The organism is Variovorax sp. Soil_C_19, assembly GCF_057657255.1.
Window position 1 is genome coordinate 77,331 of sequence record NZ_JBDGIV010000008.1, and the last position, 20,040, is coordinate 97,370.

Sequence of the window (20,040 nt, forward strand, 5' to 3'; positions counted from 1 at the left end):
CCAACAGCGGCAGGCACTTGCGAGCGCCCGCTGGCTGGCACGGAACGTGAGAGTGCACAGGCATCCGTCACCATCGTTCGAAGGACACCCAGATGAACCCCCAGACCATTGCCATTGTCAAGGCCACCGTGCCCGCGCTCCAGGCGCACGGCGAGGCGATCACCCGCCACTTCTACCAGCTCATGTTCGATCGCCATCCCGAGGTGAAGGCCTTCTTCAACGAGGCGCACCAGGCCCAGGGCAGCCAGGCGCGCGCGCTCGCGGGTGCGGTGCTCGCCTATGCGCAGCACATCGACCGCCTCGAAGAGATCGCGGGCGCATTGCCACGCATCATCCAGAAGCATGCCGCGCTCGGCGTGCTGCCCGAGCACTATCCGGTCGTGGGCGCGTGCCTGCTGCAGGCGATCCGGGACGTGCTCGGCGAGGCGGCCACCGACGACATCATCGATGCCTGGGGCGAGGCCTACCAATCGCTCGCGGCGCTGCTGATCGGCGCGGAGGAAGAGGTCTACCGCGCCAACGCCGCGCAGCCTGGCGGCTGGCGCGGCACGCGCGAATTTCGGGTGGCCCGGCGCGAGGACGAGAGCGACATCATCACGTCGTTCTACCTCGAGCCCACCGACGGCGGGCCGCTGCTCGCGTTCACGCCGGGGCAGTACCTCACGCTGGTGCTCGCGATCGACGGCGAGCCGCTGCGGCGCAACTACTCGCTGTCCGACGCGCCGGGCAAGCCGTTCTACCGCATCAGCGTAAAGAAGGAAGAGGGCGGGCGCGCCTCGAACTGGCTGCATGCGTCGGCCACCGTCGGCACGCTGCTGCAGGTGCAGGCGCCCTGCGGCGACTTCGTGCTGCAGCCGGCCGCGGCCGCGGGCGGCGAATCGGCGGCGCGCCCGCTGGTGCTCGTGACGGGCGGCGTGGGCATCACGCCCGCGATGAGCATGCTCGAAGCGGTGGCGCACACGGGGCGGCCGGTGCATTTCATCCACGCGGCGCGGCACGGCGGTGCGCATGCGTTCCGCGCGCGCGTCGATGCGCTCGCGGCGCGGCACCGCAACGTGAAGGCGCTCTACGTCTACGATGCGCCGCGCGCCGTCGACCAGCCGCATGCGACCGGCTTCGTCACGCGCGAACTGATCGCCCAGGCGCTGCCCGAGGACCGCGACGTCGACCTGTACTTCCTCGGCCCCAAGCCATTCATGAAGGCGGTCTATGCGCACGGGCTCGCGCTCGGCGTGCCGAAGCAGCAGCTGCGCTACGAGTTCTTCGGGCCGCTGGAAGCGCTGGAAGGCTGAACGCGAACGCGCCCGTGTGGGCGCTTTCGTGGGTGCATTTCCTACAGCGCTTCGGCGTCCCGCTGACACACCGCGTCGCGCAGGCATTGCAGTCTGGTCTCTCGATGTGGCGCGCTCCTCGGGGCGGATGCCGAACGGTGCTTCAAAGCAACCAGCGAGCACGATGCGCACCAGACCCGACACACCGGCAGGCAGACCCAACGAGCCAGTCTCCTGGGCGAGCGCATGGTGTGAAAAGCCCGCCACATCCCTTTTTTTTTTTTGAACGAGAAAAGGAGCACCGATGACCAGCAACAAGACCCTGCTCGACGGCGCCAAGGTCGCCATCCTCGTGACCGACGGCTTCGAGCAGGCCGAGATGACCGAGCCGCGCAAGGCGCTCGAGGCAGCGGGCGCGGCGACCTTGATCGTGTCGCCGAAGGACACCGTCGTGCGCGGCTGGAAGCACCACAAGCAGGCCGACGAGTTCAACGTCGACACCCCGCTGTCGCAGGCGGCCGCGCACGAGTTCGATGCGCTGCTGCTGCCCGGCGGCGTGATGAACCCCGATGCGCTGCGCATCGAGGAGGCGGCCATCGCCTTCGTGCGCGACTTCGTGAAGGCCGGCAAGCCGATCGCCGCGATCTGCCACGGCCCCTGGACGCTGATCGAGGCCGATGCGGTCCGCGGCCGCACGCTGACCTCGTGGCCGTCGCTGCGCACCGACCTGACGAACGCCGGCGCGAAATGGGTCGACCGCGAAGTGGTGGTCGACGGCAACCTGATCACGAGCCGCAAGCCGCAGGATCTGCCGGCCTTCGACCGGGAGATGGTCCGCCTCTTCGCGGACGCGTTGGCGCATGCATGAATGAAGGGGTGACGCATGACGGTGCAGTGGGACGAACTCCGCGTCGCCTACGAAGCGTGGCGCGGCGAGCGCGACAAGCACGACCGCTGGATGACCGCGATCGCGGCCGGCGAGCCCTTCGACAAGGCGGCGCTGCAGCGCGACCTCGACGAGCTCGACGCGCGGCACCGGGTGTTCCTGCAAAAGATCAGGCCCTTCGTCCAGTGACAAGCCCCGGAGGGTGATTGGGCCGGGCGAGCGTGGCGACGAATGCCACGACCGCGGCTGCCGCGAATGCAGGCCGTGGCCCGAATCCCTCCAGAAGGCCGCCGATCAGCGGAGCGGCCGCGCCCTGGCCCAGCGACAGGGCAAGAAACGCGAGCCCGACGCCGGCGCCGGGCGCGAAGGCGTACACCTGGGTTCCCCAGATCAGCAGCTGCCCCGTCACGATCATGTAGACGGCACCGAACACCGCGGCGCTGAGCCATGCCATCACATTGACGCTCGGGAATGCGGCCAGCAGGAGGGTCGCGACGCCCAGTGCCAGCATGCTCGCGATCCATCCTGTCGCGATGCCGAAGCGGCGTGCCAGGTCTCCGGCTGCGGCGCCGAGCAGGCCGGCAGCGCCAAGAAGGACCCAGGCAATCGTCGATGCCCATTCGTCCATCCCGCCGATGGTGACCAGCACATCGCGGCCGAACGTCCAGACCGCACTGCTGGCCGCGCCCAGCAGTGCGGCGGCGGCCAGCAGCCGGCCAGCGCCGGCAGGCAACAGCGGCCTTGGCAGCAGCCCGCCCGTCGGATGGCGCCCCGCCGTCCTATGCGTTGCCTCGGGGACGGCGAACGCGACCCACAGCGCGGACGCCGTGCCGACGACCGCGAAGGACATCCACGCATTTCGCCAATGCGCCTGGGTGAGCAACGCGATCGCGCCGGCAACGGCCAAGCCAAGGCCGGCCGCCGCATTGATCACCGTCTGCATCCGGTCGCGCGCGTTGGTATTCATCGTGCGCGCGACCGCATCGGCCAGCGGAGGCGAGGCCACGCCTGTGCTCGATCCGGCAATGAGCACCCCCGCAGCGAGCACCAGGGCGTTCGGAGCCAAAGCCACCATGAGAACGCCGCCGATCGCGAGGCAGCCGGCGGACACGGCCACGGGACGTGCGCCGATGCGCGGTACCAGCATCGTGGCGGCGACGATCGCGACGCAGTAGGCCGCGTACGAGCCGGCGGCGATCAGGCCCACGGTCGCGCCATCGAGGCCGAACTCGGTCCGGAAGACCGGTACGAAGAAGCCGTAGGCGTACCGAGCCAGGCCGTAGCACACGGCGATCAGCAACGCGCCCGCTCCCACGAGCTGCAGTTCATGACGCCGAGCGGGCAGGGCCGCCACGGCTTGTTCCGGTTCCAGACATCGATCCGCCATTGCCGCTCCAATCTCACAGGTCTGTAAACCTCTCGATGTTATCTATACTGATCTGTGAAGTCAATCGAACAAATGAGGAACCCATGGCGAAGGAGAGAACCACGATGAAGCCGGATCGCGATCCTGACGGCGTGCTGCGCACACCCGTGCTGACCGCCGGGGCGCAGCGCATCCTGGAGGTCGCCTCCGATCTTTTCTACCGGCAAGGCATCCATGCGGTCGGGGTCGACACCATCGCCGCCGAATCGGGCATCACCAAACGCACGCTGTACGACCGGTTCGGCTCGAAGGAGGGGCTGGTCGAGGCGTATCTCCAGGCGCGGCATCAGCGGTGGTGGGAGCGCATGGAACGGCGCCTCGCCGAGGCCAAGGGCTCGCGGGTGCTCGCCGTCTGGGCGTCATACGCCGAGGACACGGCGTCCTCCGACCGGGGCTGCGGGTTCATCAACGCGGCCGGAGAACTGCCTGCGGACCACCCTGGCCACCGCGTGATCCGTGCGCACAAGCAGGCCGTACGGCGTCACCTCGCGGCACTGATCCGCGCCGATCATCCCGAAATCGGTGATGCCGACACGGCGGCGGACCTGATCTTCCTGCTGCTCGAAGGCGCCATCGCCCACCGCGGCATCGACGGCGACGACCGGATGCTGCGAGGCGCACGGACGATGACCGAACGCGTACTGCGCGACGGCCATCTGGCGGGGAAGGCGACCCGCACGACCGGCGAATGACGCGTTACGCGGGCACCTGCTCGCCGCGCGCCGGGTAGTCGTTCTTGATGACGAAATCCAGCGCCTGCACCATCTCCGCGAACGCGGGCCGCACGAACGGCATCGACTGGACCGACAGATAGTAGAGGCTGTTGTCGGGCTTCACGAGGAACAGCCCCGGCTCGGAGAACAGGGCGGGCTCCTCGATGCCGATCGAAGTCTTGCCGCGCGAGGCCGACACGTACAGGCCCCATGCGCGTGCGTCGGCCAGCGGCAGGCAATAACCGATGCGCAGCGCCTGCGCGCCGATCTTCTCGGCCATGGCACGTGCGCGATCCTCGGTATCGGAACTGATCGCGATGGCTCGCACGCCGCGCTCGGCAAAGGCGGGCGTGAGCCGCTCCAGCTCCTTCAGGTAGGTGGCGCAGATCGGGCAGTGCAGCCCGCGATAGAAGCACACGAGCGTCATGCGCTCGGGGGTTTCGTCGGCCAGGCGAAAGCGGCCGGCATCGAGCGTCTCGACGGTGAGTTCGGGCGCCTGTTGGCGTGGGATCAACATGGTGGGAGCTCCTTGGGGTTTCGGCAGGATTGCCATGGCTGCCCAAAGATCGCATGCTCGAAGCCATGGAACGTCCGTCTTTCATGATCCAAAGTCCGAACCCGCCGAAGCTCGACCGGCTTGCGGCCTTCATCGAAGTCTTCAAGCTCCGCGTCGCGGTTCTGTCGCCGGCCGAAGCCGGCACCGCGGCGCTGGTGCTCGCGGGTTCGCCGGCGCATGCGGCGCGCATGCTCCTGCGCTCCCGCGGCTTCGCGCAGCTGCCGCCCGACACGTTGGTCGCCGCTGCCGTGGATTTCGACAACGAAGCCAATCCGCTGATGAGCGCCATGCCTGAAGAGATCAGCGTCGCGCTCGACGGTGCGCCCTCGCTGCAGGCCACGGCCACTGCATTCATGGCCGAGGCCACCGAAAGCCGTTGCGGCCGCAGCGCGGCGCTGAACCGGCTCGGCGAAGTGCTGGTGCTGATGGTGTTGCGCAGCGCGGTGGACGCGGGCACGCAGAAGCCCGGCCTGTTCGCTGCACTCGCCCATCCATCGCTGCATCGCGCCGTGGTGTCGATCCACGACATGCCCGCGCGGGCGTGGACCGTCGACGAACTCGCGGACTGTGCGGCCATGTCCCGCAGCAGCTTCATGTCGACCTTCCGTGCCGTCGTGGGCACCACGCCGATGGCCTACCTGAGCGCATGGCGCCTGGCGCTCGCGAGGCGCTACCTGATGGCCGGCGATACCGTGAAGCTCGCGGCGCGGCGCACCGGCTTCGGCAGTGCCGAGGCGTTCTCGCGCGCATTCTCCAAAGCCTATGGCCATGCGCCGGCCACGATGAAGAGCGCGCGCGCAGGGCGTGCGACCGACGTGCTGCGGCCGGCGACCATCTTCTGACAGAAACTATTATTTCCAGATTTTCTTTATTTGTGAAAGAATAGTTTTATGCCAAGGAGATCGAACGCCGTCGAAAGCCTGCCCGGGGTGGTGCTGAATGCATTGGCGCAGCTTGGCAACGACCTGGCCATCGCGCGCAAGCGCCGCAAGCAGTCGCTGCGCGGATGGGCAGCCCGGTTGAACGTCTCCGTGCCGACGCTGGCGAAGATGGAAAAAGGCGATCCCACGGTATCGGCGGGCGTCTACGCCACAGCGCTCTGGCTGATAAGGCGTCATGAGGCCCTGGCGGCATTGGCGGACCCGAAGCACGATCTGGTCGCGCTGGAAAACGACGTCCAGACGGCCACGCGCCGGGGAGCGAAGACCCATGTCTGACGGCAGCACCTACGAACCGACGGACCGGCTGTCGCTCTGGATGCTCACCGACCCGCACAACCCCGTGCGCGTGGGCGAGGTCTCGCTGTCGCTGCGCGGGCAGGGCGTGGCCTTGCGCTATGACGCACATTGGCTTCGGCACGGGTTTGCGATCAGCGAGGATCTCCCGCTCGTCGACGAGCTCTTCGTTCCTTCGCAGAAGCAGGAAGCGGCCGGGGCGGTGGACGATGCGCGGCCCGATCGATGGGGTGAGCGGGTCATCCGCAAGTTCGAGCGGTCGCCGCGCATGTCGCTGCTCGAGTTCCTGCTTTTCGCTGGCGCGGACCGCTACGGCGCACTCGGCGTGAGCCAGCTGCCGGACACGTACAGCCCCTGGGGCGCATCGCCGATCCCGACGCTCGGCGATCTTCCGGCGATGGGCGAAGTGATCCGCAAGGTTCTTGCCAATGAAGCCGTTGGAGACATCGAGCAGCGGCTGCTGCGGCCCGGGGTCTCGCTCGGCGGCGCACGGCCGAAGTCGCTCGTCGAGATCGACGGCGAACCCTGGCTCGTCAAGTTCTGCGAAGGCGAGGACGAAGACACGCCGCTGATCGAACATGCAACGATGACGCTCGCCGCGCAGTGCGGCATCGACGTGGCCCCCACGCGGGCGCTGCCGGTGGGCGCGCGGCACGCTGTCGCGGTTCGCCGCTTCGACCGGGACGCGGGCTGGCGCATCCACGCAATTTCTGCGCACGTGGCCTTGCGCGCCGTGGGCGAGGCCTACGGCTACCCGAACCTGGCGCAGCAGTTGCGGCGCATGGCCCGCGCGAACGAGATCGCGCAGCAGCAGGCCCAGCTGTTCAGGCGCATGGTGTTCAACATCCTCATGGACAACACCGACGACCATGAAAAGAACCATGCGCTGCTGCGACACGCGGACGGCAGCTGGTCCCTGTCGCCCGCGTTCGACATGGTGCCGAGCATGAGCGGCCTCGGCTACCAGGCGCTCCTCGTGGGGCGTGACGGTTCGGCTTCCACGCTGGACAACGCGTTGTCCGGACATGCGGCCTTCGGGCTCAAGCTTCCCGCGGCCAAGGCCATCGTCCAGGCGATGGCACAGGTCGTGGGCCACTGGAAATCGCACTTCCGGGCTTGCGGTGTCGGCGAGGCCGACCTGGCCATGCTCGCGCAGTACCTGGACAACGACAGGCTCGGCACCCAACGCAGGGCCTACGCCGCCGCTGCCGGCGCCAGCACGCTCTCCAGAAAACGCTGAGCCGCTGAAGTCTGGCCGCCGGGCGGCAGCGCGAGCGCGATGCCGATCGCCGTCTGCGCGCCCGGTCCGGCCAGCTTCTTGAAGACGATGTTGCGCGCCACGTGGCGCGCCGCCACCGAGGGCACCAGCGCCACGCCGAGGCCGCTCTCGACCAGGCTGATGAGGGTCTGCACCTGCACCGCCTCCTGCTGCACGTTCGGAATGAACCCCGCCTGCTGGCAGGCCAGCAGCGCCGCGGCGTGCAGGCCCGGCACCTCCATGGCGCCGTACATCACGAAGGTCTCCCCGGCCAGGTCGGCCAGGGTGAGCCGCCGGCGGCGTGCGAGCGGGTGGTCGACCGAGAGCGCCGCCATGAACACGTCGCGCTCCGCCGGGAAGATGCGCGCCTTGCATGCGCGCCCGATCGGAAAGCGCACCAGCCCGACGTCGACGTCGCCGCTTTCCACCATCTCGACGATGCGCGCCGTGGTCGACTCGGCCAGCTGCAGGTGCACGCCCGGGTAGCGCGCACGAAAGCGCGGCAGCACGCGCGGCATCAGCGCATAGGTGGCCGAGCCCACGAAGCCCACGCGCAGGATGCCGGCCTCGCCGCGCGAAGCGGCCTGTGCCGCGAGCGCGAACTGCTCGCTGTGGAACACCGCGCGCCGCGCGTTCTCGAGCGCGGCCGCGCCGGCGGGCGTGAGCTCGGTGCCGCGCCGGTTGCGCACGAACAGCGGCACGCCGAGTTGTTCTTCGAGCCGCCGGATCGAGGCCGACAGCGGAGGCTGCGCCATGTGCAGCCGCTCGGCCGCGCGATGGAAGTTGAGCGTCTCGGCCAGAGCGATGAAGTGGCGCAGTTGGCGTATGTCCATGATCTCCAAAAGGTATCACAGAGCGGGAATTTGATATTGGACGGCGCAGCGCGCCCTTTCCAGAATGGGGGCCAGGAGACAAACAGACGATGCTTCCCCTTCAGGGTGTGAAGGTGCTCGATCTATCGAGCGTGGTGTTCGGGCCGCTGGCCAGCCAGACGCTGGCCGACTACGGCGCCGAGGTGATCAAGATCGAGCCGCCCGAGGGCGACTCCACGCGCCACACCGGTCCGGCCGCCGAGGCCGGCATGTCGGCCGTGTTCCTCGGCAGCAACCACAGCAAGAAGAGCGTGGTGCTCGACCTCAAGCGCCCGGCCGCACGCGAGGCGCTGCTGGCGCTGCTGGCCGATGCCGACGTGTTCATGCACAGCATGCGTCCGCAGAAGCTCGCCGCGCTCGGCATCGACCCCGAGACGCTGACCGCGCGCTTTCCGCGCCTGGTGTATGCCGGTCTGCACGGCTTTGCGCAAGGAGGTCCCTACGCGGGGCGCCCGGCCTACGACGATGTGATCCAGGGGATGTCCGGGCTGTCGGCCCTGATGGCGCAGCAGGGCGGCGAGGCGCGCTACCTGCCCACCATCGCGGCCGACAAGACCTGCGCGCTGGTCGCGGCGCAGGCCATCCTGGCGGCGCTGTTCGGGCGCGAGCGCACGGGCCGCGGCTGCTTCGTCGAGATCCCGATGTTCGAAACCATGGTGGCCTTCAACCTGGTCGAGCACATGTACGGCCGCCACTTCGAGCCGCCGCTCGCCGCAGCCGGCTATCCGCGCGTGCTCACGCCCTGGCGCCGGCCCTGGCGCACCGCCGACGGGCACATCTGCATGATGCCGTACACCACCCAGCACTGGCAGCGCTTCTTCGCCGAAGTCGGCGAGCCGGCGCTGGCGTCCGACCCGCGCTTTGCCGACATGGCCGCGCGCACGCGCCACATCGGCGAGCTGCTCGCGCTCGCCGGCAGCTTCGTGGCACGCGGCAGCACCGCGCAGTGGCTCGCCACCTGCGAGCGGCTGGAGATCCCGGCCGCACCCATCCGCACGCTGGACGACCTGCCGGCCGACCCGCACCTCGTGGCCACGGGCTTCTTCGCCGAACTGGACGACCCGCACATGGGGGCGATGCGCTTCCCCGGCGTGCCGGTGAAGTTCGACGGGGTGCGCCCGCCGGTGCGCATGCCGCCGCGCCTGGGCGAGCACACACGCGAAAGCCTCGCCGCGGCGGGCTGGTCCACCGCACGCATCGACACCTTCCTGGAGACCTCCCGATGACCGATCTTCCGCAGTTCACCCCCGCGCACCGCGCGCTGCCCCGCCTGGGCCAAGGCTTCGCCTGGCAGGACCTCTCGGTCGGCCAGCGCATGCGCACCTTCCGGCGCACCATCACCGAGGCCGACCTCGTCAACTTCATCGGCGTGACCGGCATGCTGGAGGCGATCTTCATCGACGCCGAGTACGAAGCCGGCGCCATCGCGGGCCGCCCCGTGCCGGCCGCGCTCACCTACACGCTGGTGGAAGGCTTCATCCTGCAGACCATGATCCAGGGCACCGGCCTGGCCATGCTCGAGCTGGTGCAGAAGATCCATGCGCCGGTGCGGGTGGGCGACAGCATCGAGGCCGTGGTCGAAGTCACCGGCATCCGGCCGACCTCCAAGGGCAACCGCGCGATCGTCGACTCGCGCATCGAGGTCTTCAACCAGCACGGCCAATGCGTCATGCACTACGACGCGCGGCGCCTGCTCGCGGGCCGCGCCGCGGACGCATCCGCCTGATTTCGAACCGCCAACAACCACAACGGAGACAACACCGCCATGAAAGCAACCCGCCTCTTTTCGCGCCGCCGGCTGGCGATCGCGAGTGCTGCCGCCGCAGTGCTCGCGATCGCCGCCCCGGCCGCCTTCGCACAGGCGCCGGCCTGGCCGGCCAAGCCCATCACGCTGGTCGTGCCGTTCCCGCCGGGAGGGCCGACCGACCTCGTGGCGCGCGTGCTCGCGCAGAAGCTCGGCGAGCAGCTGGGCCAGAGCGTGCTGGTCGACAACCGCGGCGGCGCCAACGGCAACATCGGCGCACAGATGGTCGCCAAGGCACCGGCCGACGGCTACACCGTCCTCTACAACACCTCGTCGATCGCGCTGAGCCCGGCGCTCTACAAGAGCGTGTCGTACGACGTGCTGAAGGACTTCGCGCCAGTCGCGCTGGTGGCCGTGGTGCCGCTCGCGCTGGTGACCCATCCGTCGATTCCGGCGAACAACGTGAGGGAGTTCGTGGCCTATGCCAAGGCCAACCCCGGCAAGCTCTCGTACGGCTCGGCGGGCAACGGCAACGTGACGCACCTGGGCGCCTTCCAGTTCGTGCAGGCGCACGGCCTGGAGGCCACGCACGTGCCCTACAAGGGCAGCGCGCCGGCCGACGTCGACCTGGTCGGCGGCCAGATCCAGTTCATGACCGACACGGTCAACTCGGTGATGGGCTTCGTGCGCGACAAGCGCATGAAGATGCTGGCGGTGACCACCGCCAAGCGCATGTCGCTGTTTCCCGATGTGCCCACGCTGGCCGAATCCGGCATGCCGGGCTTCGAGGTGGGCGCATGGCAGGGCGTGATGGTGCCGGCCGCCACGCCGCCGGCCGTGGTGGAGCGCCTGAACGCCGAGATCGTCAAGGCGCTCAAGTCGGCGGAGGTGCGCGACCGGCTGGCCGTGCAGGGCGCCGAACCGCTGGGCTCTACCCCGCAGGAATACGGCACCTACGTGAAGAAGGAACTGGCACGCTGGGCCGGCGTGGTCAAGGCCACCGGCGTGACTCTGGAATGAAGGTGCCGACCATGTCCATGTCCTTCCTCCATCGCGGTTTCGCCGCGTCGCTCGTGTGGCTGGCGGCCCTGCTCGGTGGGGCCCCGCTGCATGCGCAGGACTTTCCTTCCAGGCCCATCAAGTTCGTCGTGCCGTTTCCGCCGGGCAGCGGCACCGACACCTCGGCGCGCTACTTCGCACGCAAGCTCACCGAACTCACGGCCCAGCCCGTGGTGGTGGAGAACAAACCCGGCGCCAACGGCTTCATCGCCGTGAAGGCCGTGCTCTCGGCGCCGGCCGACGGCTACACCGTGTTCGTCGGCAGCAACTCCACGCTGGCGGTGAACGTCGCGCTGTTCAGGCAACTGCCCTACGACCCGGTGGCCGACCTTGCGCCGCTCACGATGATGATGCGGTCGCCCGCGCTCGTCGTGGTGCCCGGCAACTCGAGCTACAGGAATTTGTCGGCGCTGATCGAGGGTGCGAAGGCCCGGCCCGGCGTGCTGAACTACGGTGCGGGCTCGGCCGGCTACCAGCTGATGTCCGAACTCTTCAACGACGCGGCCAAGGTCCGCACCACGCATGTGCCGTTCAAGGGTGCCGGCGAGGCGGCGATGGCGGTGGTGTCGGGCACGGTGGACATGGCCTTTGCGGAAATCACCAGCGTGCAGGAACTGACCAAGGCCGGCAAGGTGCAAGCGCTGGCCGTAGCGGCCGACAAGCGCGTGCCCGTGCTGCCAGACGTGCCGACCGCCAGCGAGGCCGGCCTGCCGGGCTTCGCGGCCTACACCTGGGTCGGCGCCATGGTGTCGGCCAAGACGCCCAAGGCCGAGACCGACACGCTCGCGACCCTGCTCACCAAGATCGCGAACCTGCCCGAGACGCGTGCGTTCTACGAGCGCCTCGGTGCCGAGGTCATGCGCGGCGGGCCCGAGGAGATGCGCGCCTTCCAGGCCGCCGAGATCCAGCTGTGGAAGCGCATTGCGGTCAAGGCCAATGTCGAGCAGCAGTAGCAAGGCGCCACCGGTGCCGCCGCAGGCCGCCGCCGGCGCGCTCTCGCACATCCGCGTGCTCGACCTCTCGCGCGTGCTCGCTGGCCCCTGGGCCAGCCAGACGCTGGGCGACCTGGGCGCCGAGGTCATCAAGGTCGAGCGGCCCGGGCGCGGCGACGACACGCGGCTGTGGGGCCCGCCCTTCCTGAAGGACCGCGAGGGCGCCGACACGCGCGACTCGGCCTACTACCTGTGCGCCAATCGCAACAAAAAATCGGTCGCCATCGACTTCACCACCGCGCCAGGCCAGGCGCTGGTGCGCGAGATGGCCAGGCGCTGCGACGTGGTGATCGAGAACTTCAAGGTCGGCAGCCTCGCGCAGTACGGCCTCGACCACGCGGCGCTGCACGCGATCAATCCGCGGCTGGTCTACTGCTCGATCACCGGCTTCGGCCAGACCGGGCCGTACGCGGAGCGCGCGGGCTACGACTTTCTGATGCAGGGCATGGGCGGCCTCATGAGCATCACCGGCCGTGCGGACGGGGAAGAGGGCGCCGGGCCGATGAAGGTGGGCGTGGCGCTCACCGACATCCTCACCGGGCTCTATGCCAGCACCGCCATCCTGGCGGCGCTGCAGTCGCGCGACCTCACCGGCGTGGGCCAGCACATCGACCTGGCGCTGCTCGACGTGCAGGTGGCCTGCCTCGCCAACCAGGGCATGAACCATCTCTACGGCGGCACGCCCAGGCGCATGGGCAATGCCCATCCCAACACCGTGCCCTATCAGGACTTCCCGACGCAGGACGGCTTCATGATCCTTGCGATCGGTAACGACAGCCAGTTCGGCAGCTTCTGCCGCGCGGTCGGCCACGCCGAGTGGGCCGACGACGCGCGCTTCAGCACCAACGCCGACCGCATCGCACACCGCGCCGAGCTCATCGCACTGATGCGCGAACTGACCGTGACGCGCACCACCGCCGAGTGGATCGCGCTGTTCGAACAGGTGGGCGTGCCCTGCGGCCCCATCAACACCATTGCCGACGTGTTCGCCGACCCGCAGGTGCGCGCGCGCGGCACGCAGATCCGGATGACGCATCCCGTGGCCGGCGAGATCCCGCTGGTGGCCAGCCCGCTGCGCATGTCGCACACGCCGGTGCAGTACCGCCGCGCGCCGCCGCTGCTTGGCCAGGACACGCACGATGTGCTGGCCGATGTGATGGGCATGGCGCCCGAAGCCATCGCCGCGCTGATGAAAGAAGGAGTGATCGGATGAGTGCCCTGACCTCGCTGTCGCTGACGGCCATTCCGCCCGAGGACGAGGCGCTGCGCGCGCCCGTGCGGGCCTTTCTTTCGGAGGCGCTGGCGGGCGTGCCCGCCCGTGTGCGCGCCCGGTCGTGGTCGGGCTACGACAGCGCCTTCAGCCGCGAACTCGGCCGGCGCGGGTGGCTCGGCATCACCTTGCCTGAGGCCTACGGCGGCGGCGGCCGCAGCGCCTTCGCGCGCTACGTGCTGGTGGAGGAGTTCCTCAACTTCGGCGCGCCCGTCGGCTCGCACTGGATCGCCGACCGCCAGAGCGGCCCGCTGATCCTCAAGTACGGCACCGAGGCGCAGCGGCAGTTCTACCTGCCACCCATCTGCCGCGGCGAGTCGTTCTTCTGCATCGGCATGAGCGAGCCCGATGCCGGCTCCGACCTGGCAAGCGTGCGAACCCGCGCGGTGCGCACGGCCGAAGGCGGCTTCACGCTCGACGGCCAGAAGATCTGGACCACCAACGCCCACCACTGCCACTACATGATCGCGCTGGTGCGCACGTCGGGCGATGCGCAGGACCGGCACAAGGGGCTGTCGCAGGTCATCGTCGACCTGCGCCTGCCGGGCGTGACGGTGCGGCCGATCACCGACCTCTCGGGCGACTCGCACTTCTGCGAGGTCTTCTTCGACAACGTGGCGCTCGCACCCGACGCGCTCATCGGCGAGGAGGGCAAGGGCTGGGAGCAGGTGACGGCCGAGCTGGCCTTCGAGCGCAGCGGGCCCGAGCGGCTCTACTCCAGCATCGTGCTGTTCGACGAATGGCTCGCCTTCGTGCGCACCCCCGCCGGCCGCACGCCCGCATCGGTGCGGCTGGCCGGCAAGATCCTCGGCCAGCTCGCGCCGCTGCGCGCGATGTCGATTGCCGTCACCGAGAAGGTGGCGCAGGGCGGCAGCCCGGTCGTCGAGGCGGCGCTCGTGAAGGACCTGGGCACCGGCGTCGAGCAGCTGATTCCGGCCGCCATCGCCGACGACCTGTATGCGCGCGACGGGCAGGACATTCCGCTCGCGCTGCTGCACACGCTCGACTACGTGACGCAAGTGGCGCCCTCGTTCTCGCTGCGTGGCGGCACGCGCGACATCCTGCGCGGCATGATCGCGCGCGGCCTCGGCCTGCGCTGAGCGCAAGAGAAGAAGCAGAAAGAGACGAACCGATGGACGACATCTACATCGACGCCCTGCGCGCCATGCTCACCGATCACTGCAGCCTCGACGCCGTGCGCCATATCGAGGGCGGCGCCTCGGCCGCAGGCCTGTGGCAGGCGATCGAGGCATCGGGCTTTGCAGACACGCTGCTGCCCGAGGAAGAAGGCGGCACCGGGCTCTCGCTGCCCGAAGCCTTCGCACTCATCGAACTCTGCGGCGAATTCGTGGTTCCCGTGCCGCTCGCCGAAACCATGGTGGCGCGCGCGCTGCTCGCACGCGCCGGGCTGCCGCGGCCTGCGGGCAGCATCGCGCTGGCGCAAGGCCGCATGCAGGCCGGCGGCATGCTGGTGTGCGACCGCGTCATGGGCGGCCGCGTGGCCGACTGGGTGCTCGCCGAGGTCGCCGGGCCCGGCGATGCAGGCCGCGCCTGTCGCCTGCTGCCGGTCGATGCCGCCGTTTCGGCCGGCGCCGTTGCGGCGCTCGACGCCGCGCTCTCGTGGCCCGCGCCGGTGCTTGCCGCCGCGCCGTCCGTGCCCGAGGCCTTTGCGCCGGCGGACCTGCGTGTGCTGCAGGCCGGCCTGCTGGCCGCGCAGCTGGCTGGCGCGCTGGGCAGCGTGTTCGCCCGCACGCTGCGGTACGCCAACGAGCGCCAGCAGTTCGGTCGGCCCATCGGCAAGTTCCAGGCCATCCAGCACCAGCTCAGCGTGATCTCGGAGCACGTGTTCGCGGCCCGCATGGCCGCGCAGCTGGGCTGCGGCGGCGACCGGCTGCGCGTGGCGATCGCCAAGGCGCGCACCAGCGAGGCCGCGCTCGAGGTGGCGGCGCTGAGCCATTCCATCCACGGCGCCATCGGCTTCACTGCCGAGTTCGACCTGCAGATGTACACCCGCCGGCTGCACGCCTGGCGCCAGGCCGGCGGGTCCGAGTCTTTCTGGCACGACGTGCTGGGCAGCGAGCTGGTCGACCAGCGGCAGGGCCTGACGCTCGACCTCGTGCGTGACACCACCGATCCCGTTTGAGAACAAGGACGCCCCCATGACCCGATTCCTGAAGACCGCGCGCGACGGCGCCATCCTCACGCTCACCATGAGCCAGCCCGAGACCCGCAACGCGCTCACCGGCAACACCGCCGTCGAAGAGATCGTCGCGGCGTGCGACGAGATCACGCGCGACCGCGGCATCCGCGTGGTCGTGCTCACCGGCGAAGGCCCCGTGTTCAGCTCGGGCGGCAACGTCAAGGACATGCAGCGCTACGAGAAGGAAGGCCTCTCGCCCGAGGTGATCCGCGAGGAGTACCGCAACGGCATCCAGCGCCTGCCCAAGGCGCTCTACAACCTCGACGTACCGGTCATCGTCGCCGTCAACGGCCCGGCGGTGGGCGCGGGCCTCGACCTCACCTGCATGTGCGACATCCGCATCGCCTCGGAGAAGGCGACCTTCGCCGAGAGCTTCGTGAAGGTCGGCATCGTGCCCGGCGACGGCGGCGCATGGCTGCTGCCGCGCGCGGTGGGCATGTCGAAGGCCTGCGAGATGGCATTCACCGGCGACGCGCTGAGCGCGCAGGAGGCCCTCGCCTGTGGCCTGGTGTCGCGCGTGGTGCCGCACGAGCGGCTGATGGAAGAAAGCCTCGCGCTCGCCGCGCGCATTGCCGCCAACCCCGGCGGCGTGCTGCGCATGACCAAGCGCCTGCTGCGCGAAGGCGAGCGCAGCACGCTCGAGTCGCTGCTCGAGATGTCGGCCGGCTACCAGGCCATCGCCCACATGACGGGCGACCACCGCGAGGCGGTGCGCGCGTTCGTGGAGAAGCGCAAGCCGATGTTCGGCAACGACTGACGGCGTGCCCGCGCCTAGGCGGGCACTGTCGAGCGCTCCGGCGCGGAGAGCGTCTCGATCAGGAGCTTGCCGAGTTCGATGCGCCGTGCCGGCGACATGCGCGGCTTGATGGCCGCGATGGAAATTGCGGCGAACGGCGCGGCCGCGTCGGGGATCACCGCCCCGACGCCGGCCACGCCTTCGGTGACCGTGTCCACGAGCTCGGAGAACCCGGTGCGCCGGGTGCGCGCGATCGCCTTGCTCCTCTGCAGGGGCGTCAAGCCGGCCGCGTCGAACGCGGGGGCGTGCTGCGCCGTGATGCGCGCGATCTCGTCGTCCGGCGCCGAAGCCAGGATGGCCAGGCCCGCCACGCCGATGCCCAGCGGTCGGATATCGCCGACGCGGGTGCTGAAGATCTTGACCGGGAAGGCGCCGTCCTCGCGCGCCAGGCAGACCGTGTAGTCGCCTTGCCGTGCGAGGAGGAACACGGTGTCTTCCGAGATGCGGGCCAGCCGCTGCAGCACCGGCTGGTACGAAGCGACCAGCGGCGCGCGCTTGAGCGACGCGAATCCGAGCCGCATCGCCTCGAGGCCCAGCCGGTAGCGGCGCGTGGCCGGATCGCGCTCTGCGAACTGTTCCTCGACCAGGCAGGTCAGCAGCCGGTGCGCCGTCGAGCGCTCGAGCGACGTGAGCGCGACCACGTCGTTGACCACCAGTCCCTCTTCGTGGTGCGCGCCGAGCACGCGCAGAACGGCAAGCGAGCGGCGCATGTTCTGTGCCCCCGGGGTTTCCATAGGTTTGCTCATGATGTGGGAAAAGTTGCAGGTCCTGATCGCGATGTGAGCATAACGCGCCGAGCATCGGCGTCCACAACGTCAGGAACCCTTCATGAGCGAACCCCTTCTTCTGATCGAGCAGGCCGGCGCCGTCCGCCGCATCTGGCTCAACCGGCCGCAGGCCCGCAACGCGCAAAGCCAGCAGATGCTCGACCAGCTCGACGCGGCCTTCGAAGACGCACGCCGCGACACCGAAACCCGGGTCGTCGTACTCGCCGCCAAGGGCGCGCATTTCTCCGCCGGGCATGACCTGAAGCAGGCCGAGGCGGAGCGCGCGCAGTTCACGGTGGAAGAACGCTGGGCCTACGAGGAGCAGCATTACTTCGGCTACTGCATGCGCATCTGGGACTTTCCGAAGCCCACCATCGCACAGGTGCAGGGCGCCTGCGTGGCCGCGGGTTTCATGGTGGCCAACATGTGCGACCTGGTGGTGGCCTCGGAAGACGCCTTCTTCTCCGATCCGGTGACGCACACCATGGGCGCGGCGGCCACCGAGGTGCTGATCCATCCCTGGGTGATGGGACTGCGCAGGGCGAAGGAGTTCCTGTTCACGGGCGAGCGGCTCTCGGCCGCCGATGCAAAGGAGATCGGCATGGTCAACCGCATCGCGCCGAACGACCGGCTGGACGCGGAGACGATGGCGCTCGCGCAGCGCATCGCCGCCGCACCGCCGTTCGCGCTGCGCGTGCTGAAGAAGTCGCTGAACCGCTCGGTCGATGTGCAGGGCATGCGCCAGGCGCTTTCGTCGCACTTCGACGTGCACCAGCTCAGCCACGTGAGCGAGGAGTACCGGCGCACCAAGGAGGCAGGGCTTTCGAACGCGATCCAGAAGGGGACCACCAAGTGAGCGCACGCCAGATGCAGCCCGGCGCCCACCGGCTCGACGCACTGCTGCAGCCGCGATCGATCGCCTTGGTGGGTGCCAGCAACAACCCCGCCCGCATCGGCGGCATGCCGCTCGACCTGCTGCGCCACTTCGGCTATGCCGGCCAGGTGTTCCCCATCAATCCGAAGTACGAGGAAGTGTTCGGCTACACCTGCTACCCCGACATCGAATCGTTGCCGCAAGCCCCCGATCTGGTGGTGCTTGCCATCGGCGCCGAAGACGTCACGGCCATGCTCGAGCGCTGCCACGCGAAGGGCGCGCGGGCGGCCATCGTCTACGCCGCGGGCTTTGCCGAAGCGGGCGGCAGCGGCGCGGCACTGCAGGCCGAATTCGAAAGTTTCGTGGCACGCACGGGCATGGTGGTGGCCGGCCCCAACTGCATGGGCTTCGCCAACTTGAACCTGCAGGCCCACACCGCATTCGCCTCGGTCTTTCGCAACGTGCCGCCGCAGAGCGATCCGGGCCGCGTGAGCGTGCTGACGCAGAGCGGCAACGTCTGCTCGGCGGTGTTCGCACTCATCCGCCGGCTCGGCGTGCCGGTGTCGCACTTCATCAACACCGGCAACGAGGCGACGCTAGAGTTCTCGGAGTACCTGGCGTACCTGGCCGAGGATGTGCACACCGACTGCGTGATCGGCTACGTAGAGCAACTGCGCAACGGCCCGCGCTTCGTCGACGCCGCGCTGCGCTTCGCGGCGCAAGGCAAACCGCTGGTGATCTACAAGGCCGGCGAGACCGACAAGGGCTCCGAGGCGGTGCGCTCGCACACCTCCGCGCTGGCAGGCAACCTGGCGCTGTACGGCGCGGCCTTCGAGCAGCTCAACGTGATCCGGGGCACCGACTTCGCGCAGATGGCCGATCTCGCGTACCTCAGCGGCTTTCGGGCCCGAGAGGGCGGCAAGCGGGTGGCCATCGTGACGATGTCGGGTGCGCTCGGCGCGATCCTCGCCGACAAGTTCATCGGCGCCGGGCTCGACGTGCCGACCTTGCCCCCGGCGCTGCAGAAGGCACTGCGCGAAGGCATCCCCGACTACGGCATGGTGTCCAACCCGGTCGATGTCACGGGCAACGTGGTCAACAACCCCGCGTTCGTGCAGACGATCCTTGCCGAGCTGGCGAAGAGCGATGCCGTCGATGCGGTGGTCGTCTACGCGCCGGGGTACATGCTCGACCGCATGGCCGACGCGCTGATCGATGCCAGCGCGCGCCATCGCCGCCTGTTCGTCGCCATCGACACCGGCGCCGCGACCTCGCGCGAGCGTCTTGCGGCCGGCGGCGTGCCGGTGTTCGACGATCTCGGCCGCGCGACCCAGGCCCTGGCGCCGTTCCTGCTGTGGCAATCGCGTCGCGACGCCGCGGCGCGCTGGGCGGCCCTGCGCGCGTCTGCGCCCCGCCACGACGCGGCCGGCATGCTGCCCGCCCGGCTCAACGAGCACGAGACGGTGCAGCTGCTGGCGCACCATGGCGTGCCCACGCTGCCCGGGCGGGCCTGCGCCGACGCGGACGCGGCGCTCGATGCGGCCCGCGCGCTGGGCTGGCCCGTGGCGCTGAAGGTGCTCAGCGCCGACATCGCGCACAAGACGGAGGCCGACGCGGTGCGGCTGAACCTCCGCGACGAGGCGGCGCTTCGCGCGGCCTGCGCGCAAGTGCTGGCGAACGCACGCCGGCACCATCCGGACGCCGCCATAGACGGCGTGCTGGTGCAGCCGATGGCGGCGGGCGGTGTGGCGGAACTGATCGCCGGCGTCACGCACGACCCGGTGTTCGGGCCGGCGCTCACCGTCGGGCTCGGCGGTGTGCTGACCGAGCTGTACCGCGATGCGAGCCACCGTCTGTTGCCGGTCGACGCCGCCATGGTCGGCGAGATGCTGCGCGCACTGAAGACCTGGCCGCTGCTCGACGGCTTTCGCGGGCGGCCATTGGCCGACGTCGAGGCCGCAAGCGCGGGCATTGCCGCGCTGTGCGATGCCGCCCAGGCGCTGGGCGCGCAGGTCCAGGCGCTCGAGATCAACCCGTTGCAGGTGCGTGCCGCAGGCCAGGGCGCCGTCGCGCTCGATGCGCTGGTGCTGGCGGCTCCGCCCCGCTGAGATTCACAACAGG

Annotated in this window: 21 protein-coding genes; 17 read left to right on the plus strand and 4 right to left on the minus strand. The window is 69.5% G+C overall.

The window, feature by feature from the left end; all coding sequences use genetic code 11:
- The first annotated feature begins 92 nt into the window (after positions 1–92).
- The 3 genes from hmpA (at position 93) to AC3A6R_RS17050 (ending at position 2,346) form a co-directional block, all read left to right on the plus strand.
- Positions 93–1,292: an NO-inducible flavohemoprotein gene (gene hmpA, locus AC3A6R_RS17040; RefSeq protein ID WP_487865015.1), complete on the plus strand. Its 1,200-nt coding sequence runs from the start codon at positions 93–95 to the stop codon at positions 1,290–1,292.
- Between the two features lie 283 nt (positions 1,293–1,575).
- Positions 1,576–2,139: a type 1 glutamine amidotransferase domain-containing protein gene (locus AC3A6R_RS17045; RefSeq protein ID WP_487865016.1), complete on the plus strand. Its 564-nt coding sequence runs from the start codon at positions 1,576–1,578 to the stop codon at positions 2,137–2,139.
- 15 nt (positions 2,140–2,154) lie between these two features.
- Positions 2,155–2,346, plus strand: coding sequence for a hypothetical protein (locus AC3A6R_RS17050; protein ID WP_487865017.1), 192 nt, complete (start codon positions 2,155–2,157; stop codon positions 2,344–2,346).
- Here AC3A6R_RS17050 and AC3A6R_RS17055 read toward each other — a convergent pair.
- Positions 2,327–3,511, minus strand: coding sequence for an MFS transporter (locus AC3A6R_RS17055; protein WP_487865018.1), 1,185 nt, complete (start codon positions 3,509–3,511; stop codon positions 2,327–2,329). The genes AC3A6R_RS17050 and AC3A6R_RS17055 overlap by 20 nt on opposite strands.
- 137 nt (positions 3,512–3,648) lie before the next feature.
- Between AC3A6R_RS17055 and AC3A6R_RS17060 the strand changes: the two genes are divergently transcribed.
- Positions 3,649–4,275 (plus strand): TetR/AcrR family transcriptional regulator, encoded by a 627-nt coding sequence (locus tag AC3A6R_RS17060; RefSeq protein WP_487865019.1) that lies wholly within the window; start codon positions 3,649–3,651, stop codon positions 4,273–4,275.
- A gap of 4 nt (positions 4,276–4,279) precedes the next feature.
- Here AC3A6R_RS17060 and AC3A6R_RS17065 read toward each other — a convergent pair whose 3' ends face one another.
- Positions 4,280–4,813 carry a peroxiredoxin-like family protein gene (locus tag AC3A6R_RS17065; protein WP_487861992.1) on the minus strand — a complete coding sequence of 178 codons (534 nt, stop codon included), beginning with the start codon at positions 4,811–4,813 and terminating at the stop codon, positions 4,280–4,282.
- An 83-nt stretch (positions 4,814–4,896) separates the two neighbouring features.
- On the opposite strand from AC3A6R_RS17065, the gene AC3A6R_RS17070 reads away from it, so the two are divergent.
- From AC3A6R_RS17070 to AC3A6R_RS17080, 3 genes are read left to right on the plus strand one after another with little or no spacing between them, the layout of a single operon-like run.
- On the plus strand, positions 4,897–5,694 hold the full coding sequence (locus AC3A6R_RS17070; RefSeq protein ID WP_487865020.1) for an AraC family transcriptional regulator: 798 nt from the start codon (positions 4,897–4,899) through the stop codon (positions 5,692–5,694).
- Positions 5,695–5,742: 48 nt separating this feature from the next.
- Positions 5,743–6,069, plus strand: a complete 327-nt coding sequence (locus AC3A6R_RS17075; protein ID WP_487865021.1) for an XRE family transcriptional regulator — start codon at positions 5,743–5,745, stop codon at positions 6,067–6,069.
- Entirely contained in the window at positions 6,062–7,327 is a 1,266-nt protein-coding gene (locus AC3A6R_RS17080) for a type II toxin-antitoxin system HipA family toxin (protein WP_487861995.1), read from the plus strand. Before AC3A6R_RS17075 ends, AC3A6R_RS17080 begins: the two co-directional genes overlap by 8 nt.
- Here the strand turns inward: AC3A6R_RS17080 and AC3A6R_RS17085 are convergent.
- The gene (locus tag AC3A6R_RS17085) at positions 7,282–8,178 is read right to left on the minus strand and encodes a LysR family transcriptional regulator (RefSeq protein WP_487865022.1); all 897 of its coding nucleotides are present in this window, start codon (positions 8,176–8,178) and stop codon (positions 7,282–7,284) included. The two genes, AC3A6R_RS17080 and AC3A6R_RS17085, sit on opposite strands and share 46 nt — an antisense overlap.
- Before the next feature lie 89 nt (positions 8,179–8,267).
- Between AC3A6R_RS17085 and AC3A6R_RS17090 the strand changes: the two genes are divergently transcribed.
- From AC3A6R_RS17090 to AC3A6R_RS17125, 8 genes are read left to right on the plus strand one after another with little or no spacing between them, the layout of a single operon-like run.
- A complete protein-coding gene (locus tag AC3A6R_RS17090) occupies positions 8,268–9,443 on the plus strand; it encodes a CaiB/BaiF CoA transferase family protein (protein ID WP_487865023.1) in 1,176 nt (391 codons plus the stop codon).
- Complete coding sequence (locus tag AC3A6R_RS17095; RefSeq protein ID WP_487861998.1) at positions 9,440–9,943, plus strand: MaoC family dehydratase; 504 nt, start codon at positions 9,440–9,442, stop codon at positions 9,941–9,943. Before AC3A6R_RS17090 ends, AC3A6R_RS17095 begins: the two co-directional genes overlap by 4 nt.
- Positions 9,944–9,982: 39 nt before the next feature.
- On the plus strand, positions 9,983–10,981 hold the full coding sequence (locus AC3A6R_RS17100) for a tripartite tricarboxylate transporter substrate binding protein (RefSeq protein WP_487865024.1): 999 nt from the start codon (positions 9,983–9,985) through the stop codon (positions 10,979–10,981).
- An 11-nt stretch (positions 10,982–10,992) separates the two neighbouring features.
- Positions 10,993–11,973 carry a Bug family tripartite tricarboxylate transporter substrate binding protein gene (locus tag AC3A6R_RS17105; protein ID WP_487862000.1) on the plus strand — a complete coding sequence of 327 codons (981 nt, stop codon included), beginning with the start codon at positions 10,993–10,995 and terminating at the stop codon, positions 11,971–11,973.
- Entirely contained in the window at positions 11,957–13,225 is a 1,269-nt protein-coding gene (locus AC3A6R_RS17110) for a CaiB/BaiF CoA transferase family protein (RefSeq protein ID WP_487865025.1), read from the plus strand. Before AC3A6R_RS17105 ends, AC3A6R_RS17110 begins: the two co-directional genes overlap by 17 nt.
- Complete coding sequence (locus AC3A6R_RS17115) at positions 13,222–14,382, plus strand: acyl-CoA dehydrogenase family protein (RefSeq protein ID WP_487865026.1); 1,161 nt, start codon at positions 13,222–13,224, stop codon at positions 14,380–14,382. Before AC3A6R_RS17110 ends, AC3A6R_RS17115 begins: the two co-directional genes overlap by 4 nt.
- Positions 14,383–14,414: 32 nt before the next feature.
- Positions 14,415–15,425: an acyl-CoA dehydrogenase family protein gene (locus tag AC3A6R_RS17120; protein ID WP_487865027.1), complete on the plus strand. Its 1,011-nt coding sequence runs from the start codon at positions 14,415–14,417 to the stop codon at positions 15,423–15,425.
- A gap of 16 nt (positions 15,426–15,441) precedes the next feature.
- Complete coding sequence (locus tag AC3A6R_RS17125) at positions 15,442–16,239, plus strand: crotonase/enoyl-CoA hydratase family protein (protein WP_487862004.1); 798 nt, start codon at positions 15,442–15,444, stop codon at positions 16,237–16,239.
- A gap of 14 nt (positions 16,240–16,253) precedes the next feature.
- On the opposite strand, the gene AC3A6R_RS17130 is transcribed toward AC3A6R_RS17125, so the two are convergent.
- Complete coding sequence (locus AC3A6R_RS17130; protein WP_487862005.1) at positions 16,254–17,024, minus strand: IclR family transcriptional regulator; 771 nt, start codon at positions 17,022–17,024, stop codon at positions 16,254–16,256.
- A gap of 82 nt (positions 17,025–17,106) precedes the next feature.
- Between AC3A6R_RS17130 and AC3A6R_RS17135 the strand changes: the two genes are divergently transcribed.
- Positions 17,107–17,901, plus strand: a complete 795-nt coding sequence (locus AC3A6R_RS17135; RefSeq protein WP_487862006.1) for an enoyl-CoA hydratase — start codon at positions 17,107–17,109, stop codon at positions 17,899–17,901.
- Positions 17,902–17,912: 11 nt separating this feature from the next.
- Complete coding sequence (locus AC3A6R_RS17140; protein WP_487862113.1) at positions 17,913–20,027, plus strand: acetate--CoA ligase family protein; 2,115 nt, start codon at positions 17,913–17,915, stop codon at positions 20,025–20,027.
- Positions 20,028–20,040: the final 13 nt, after the last annotated feature.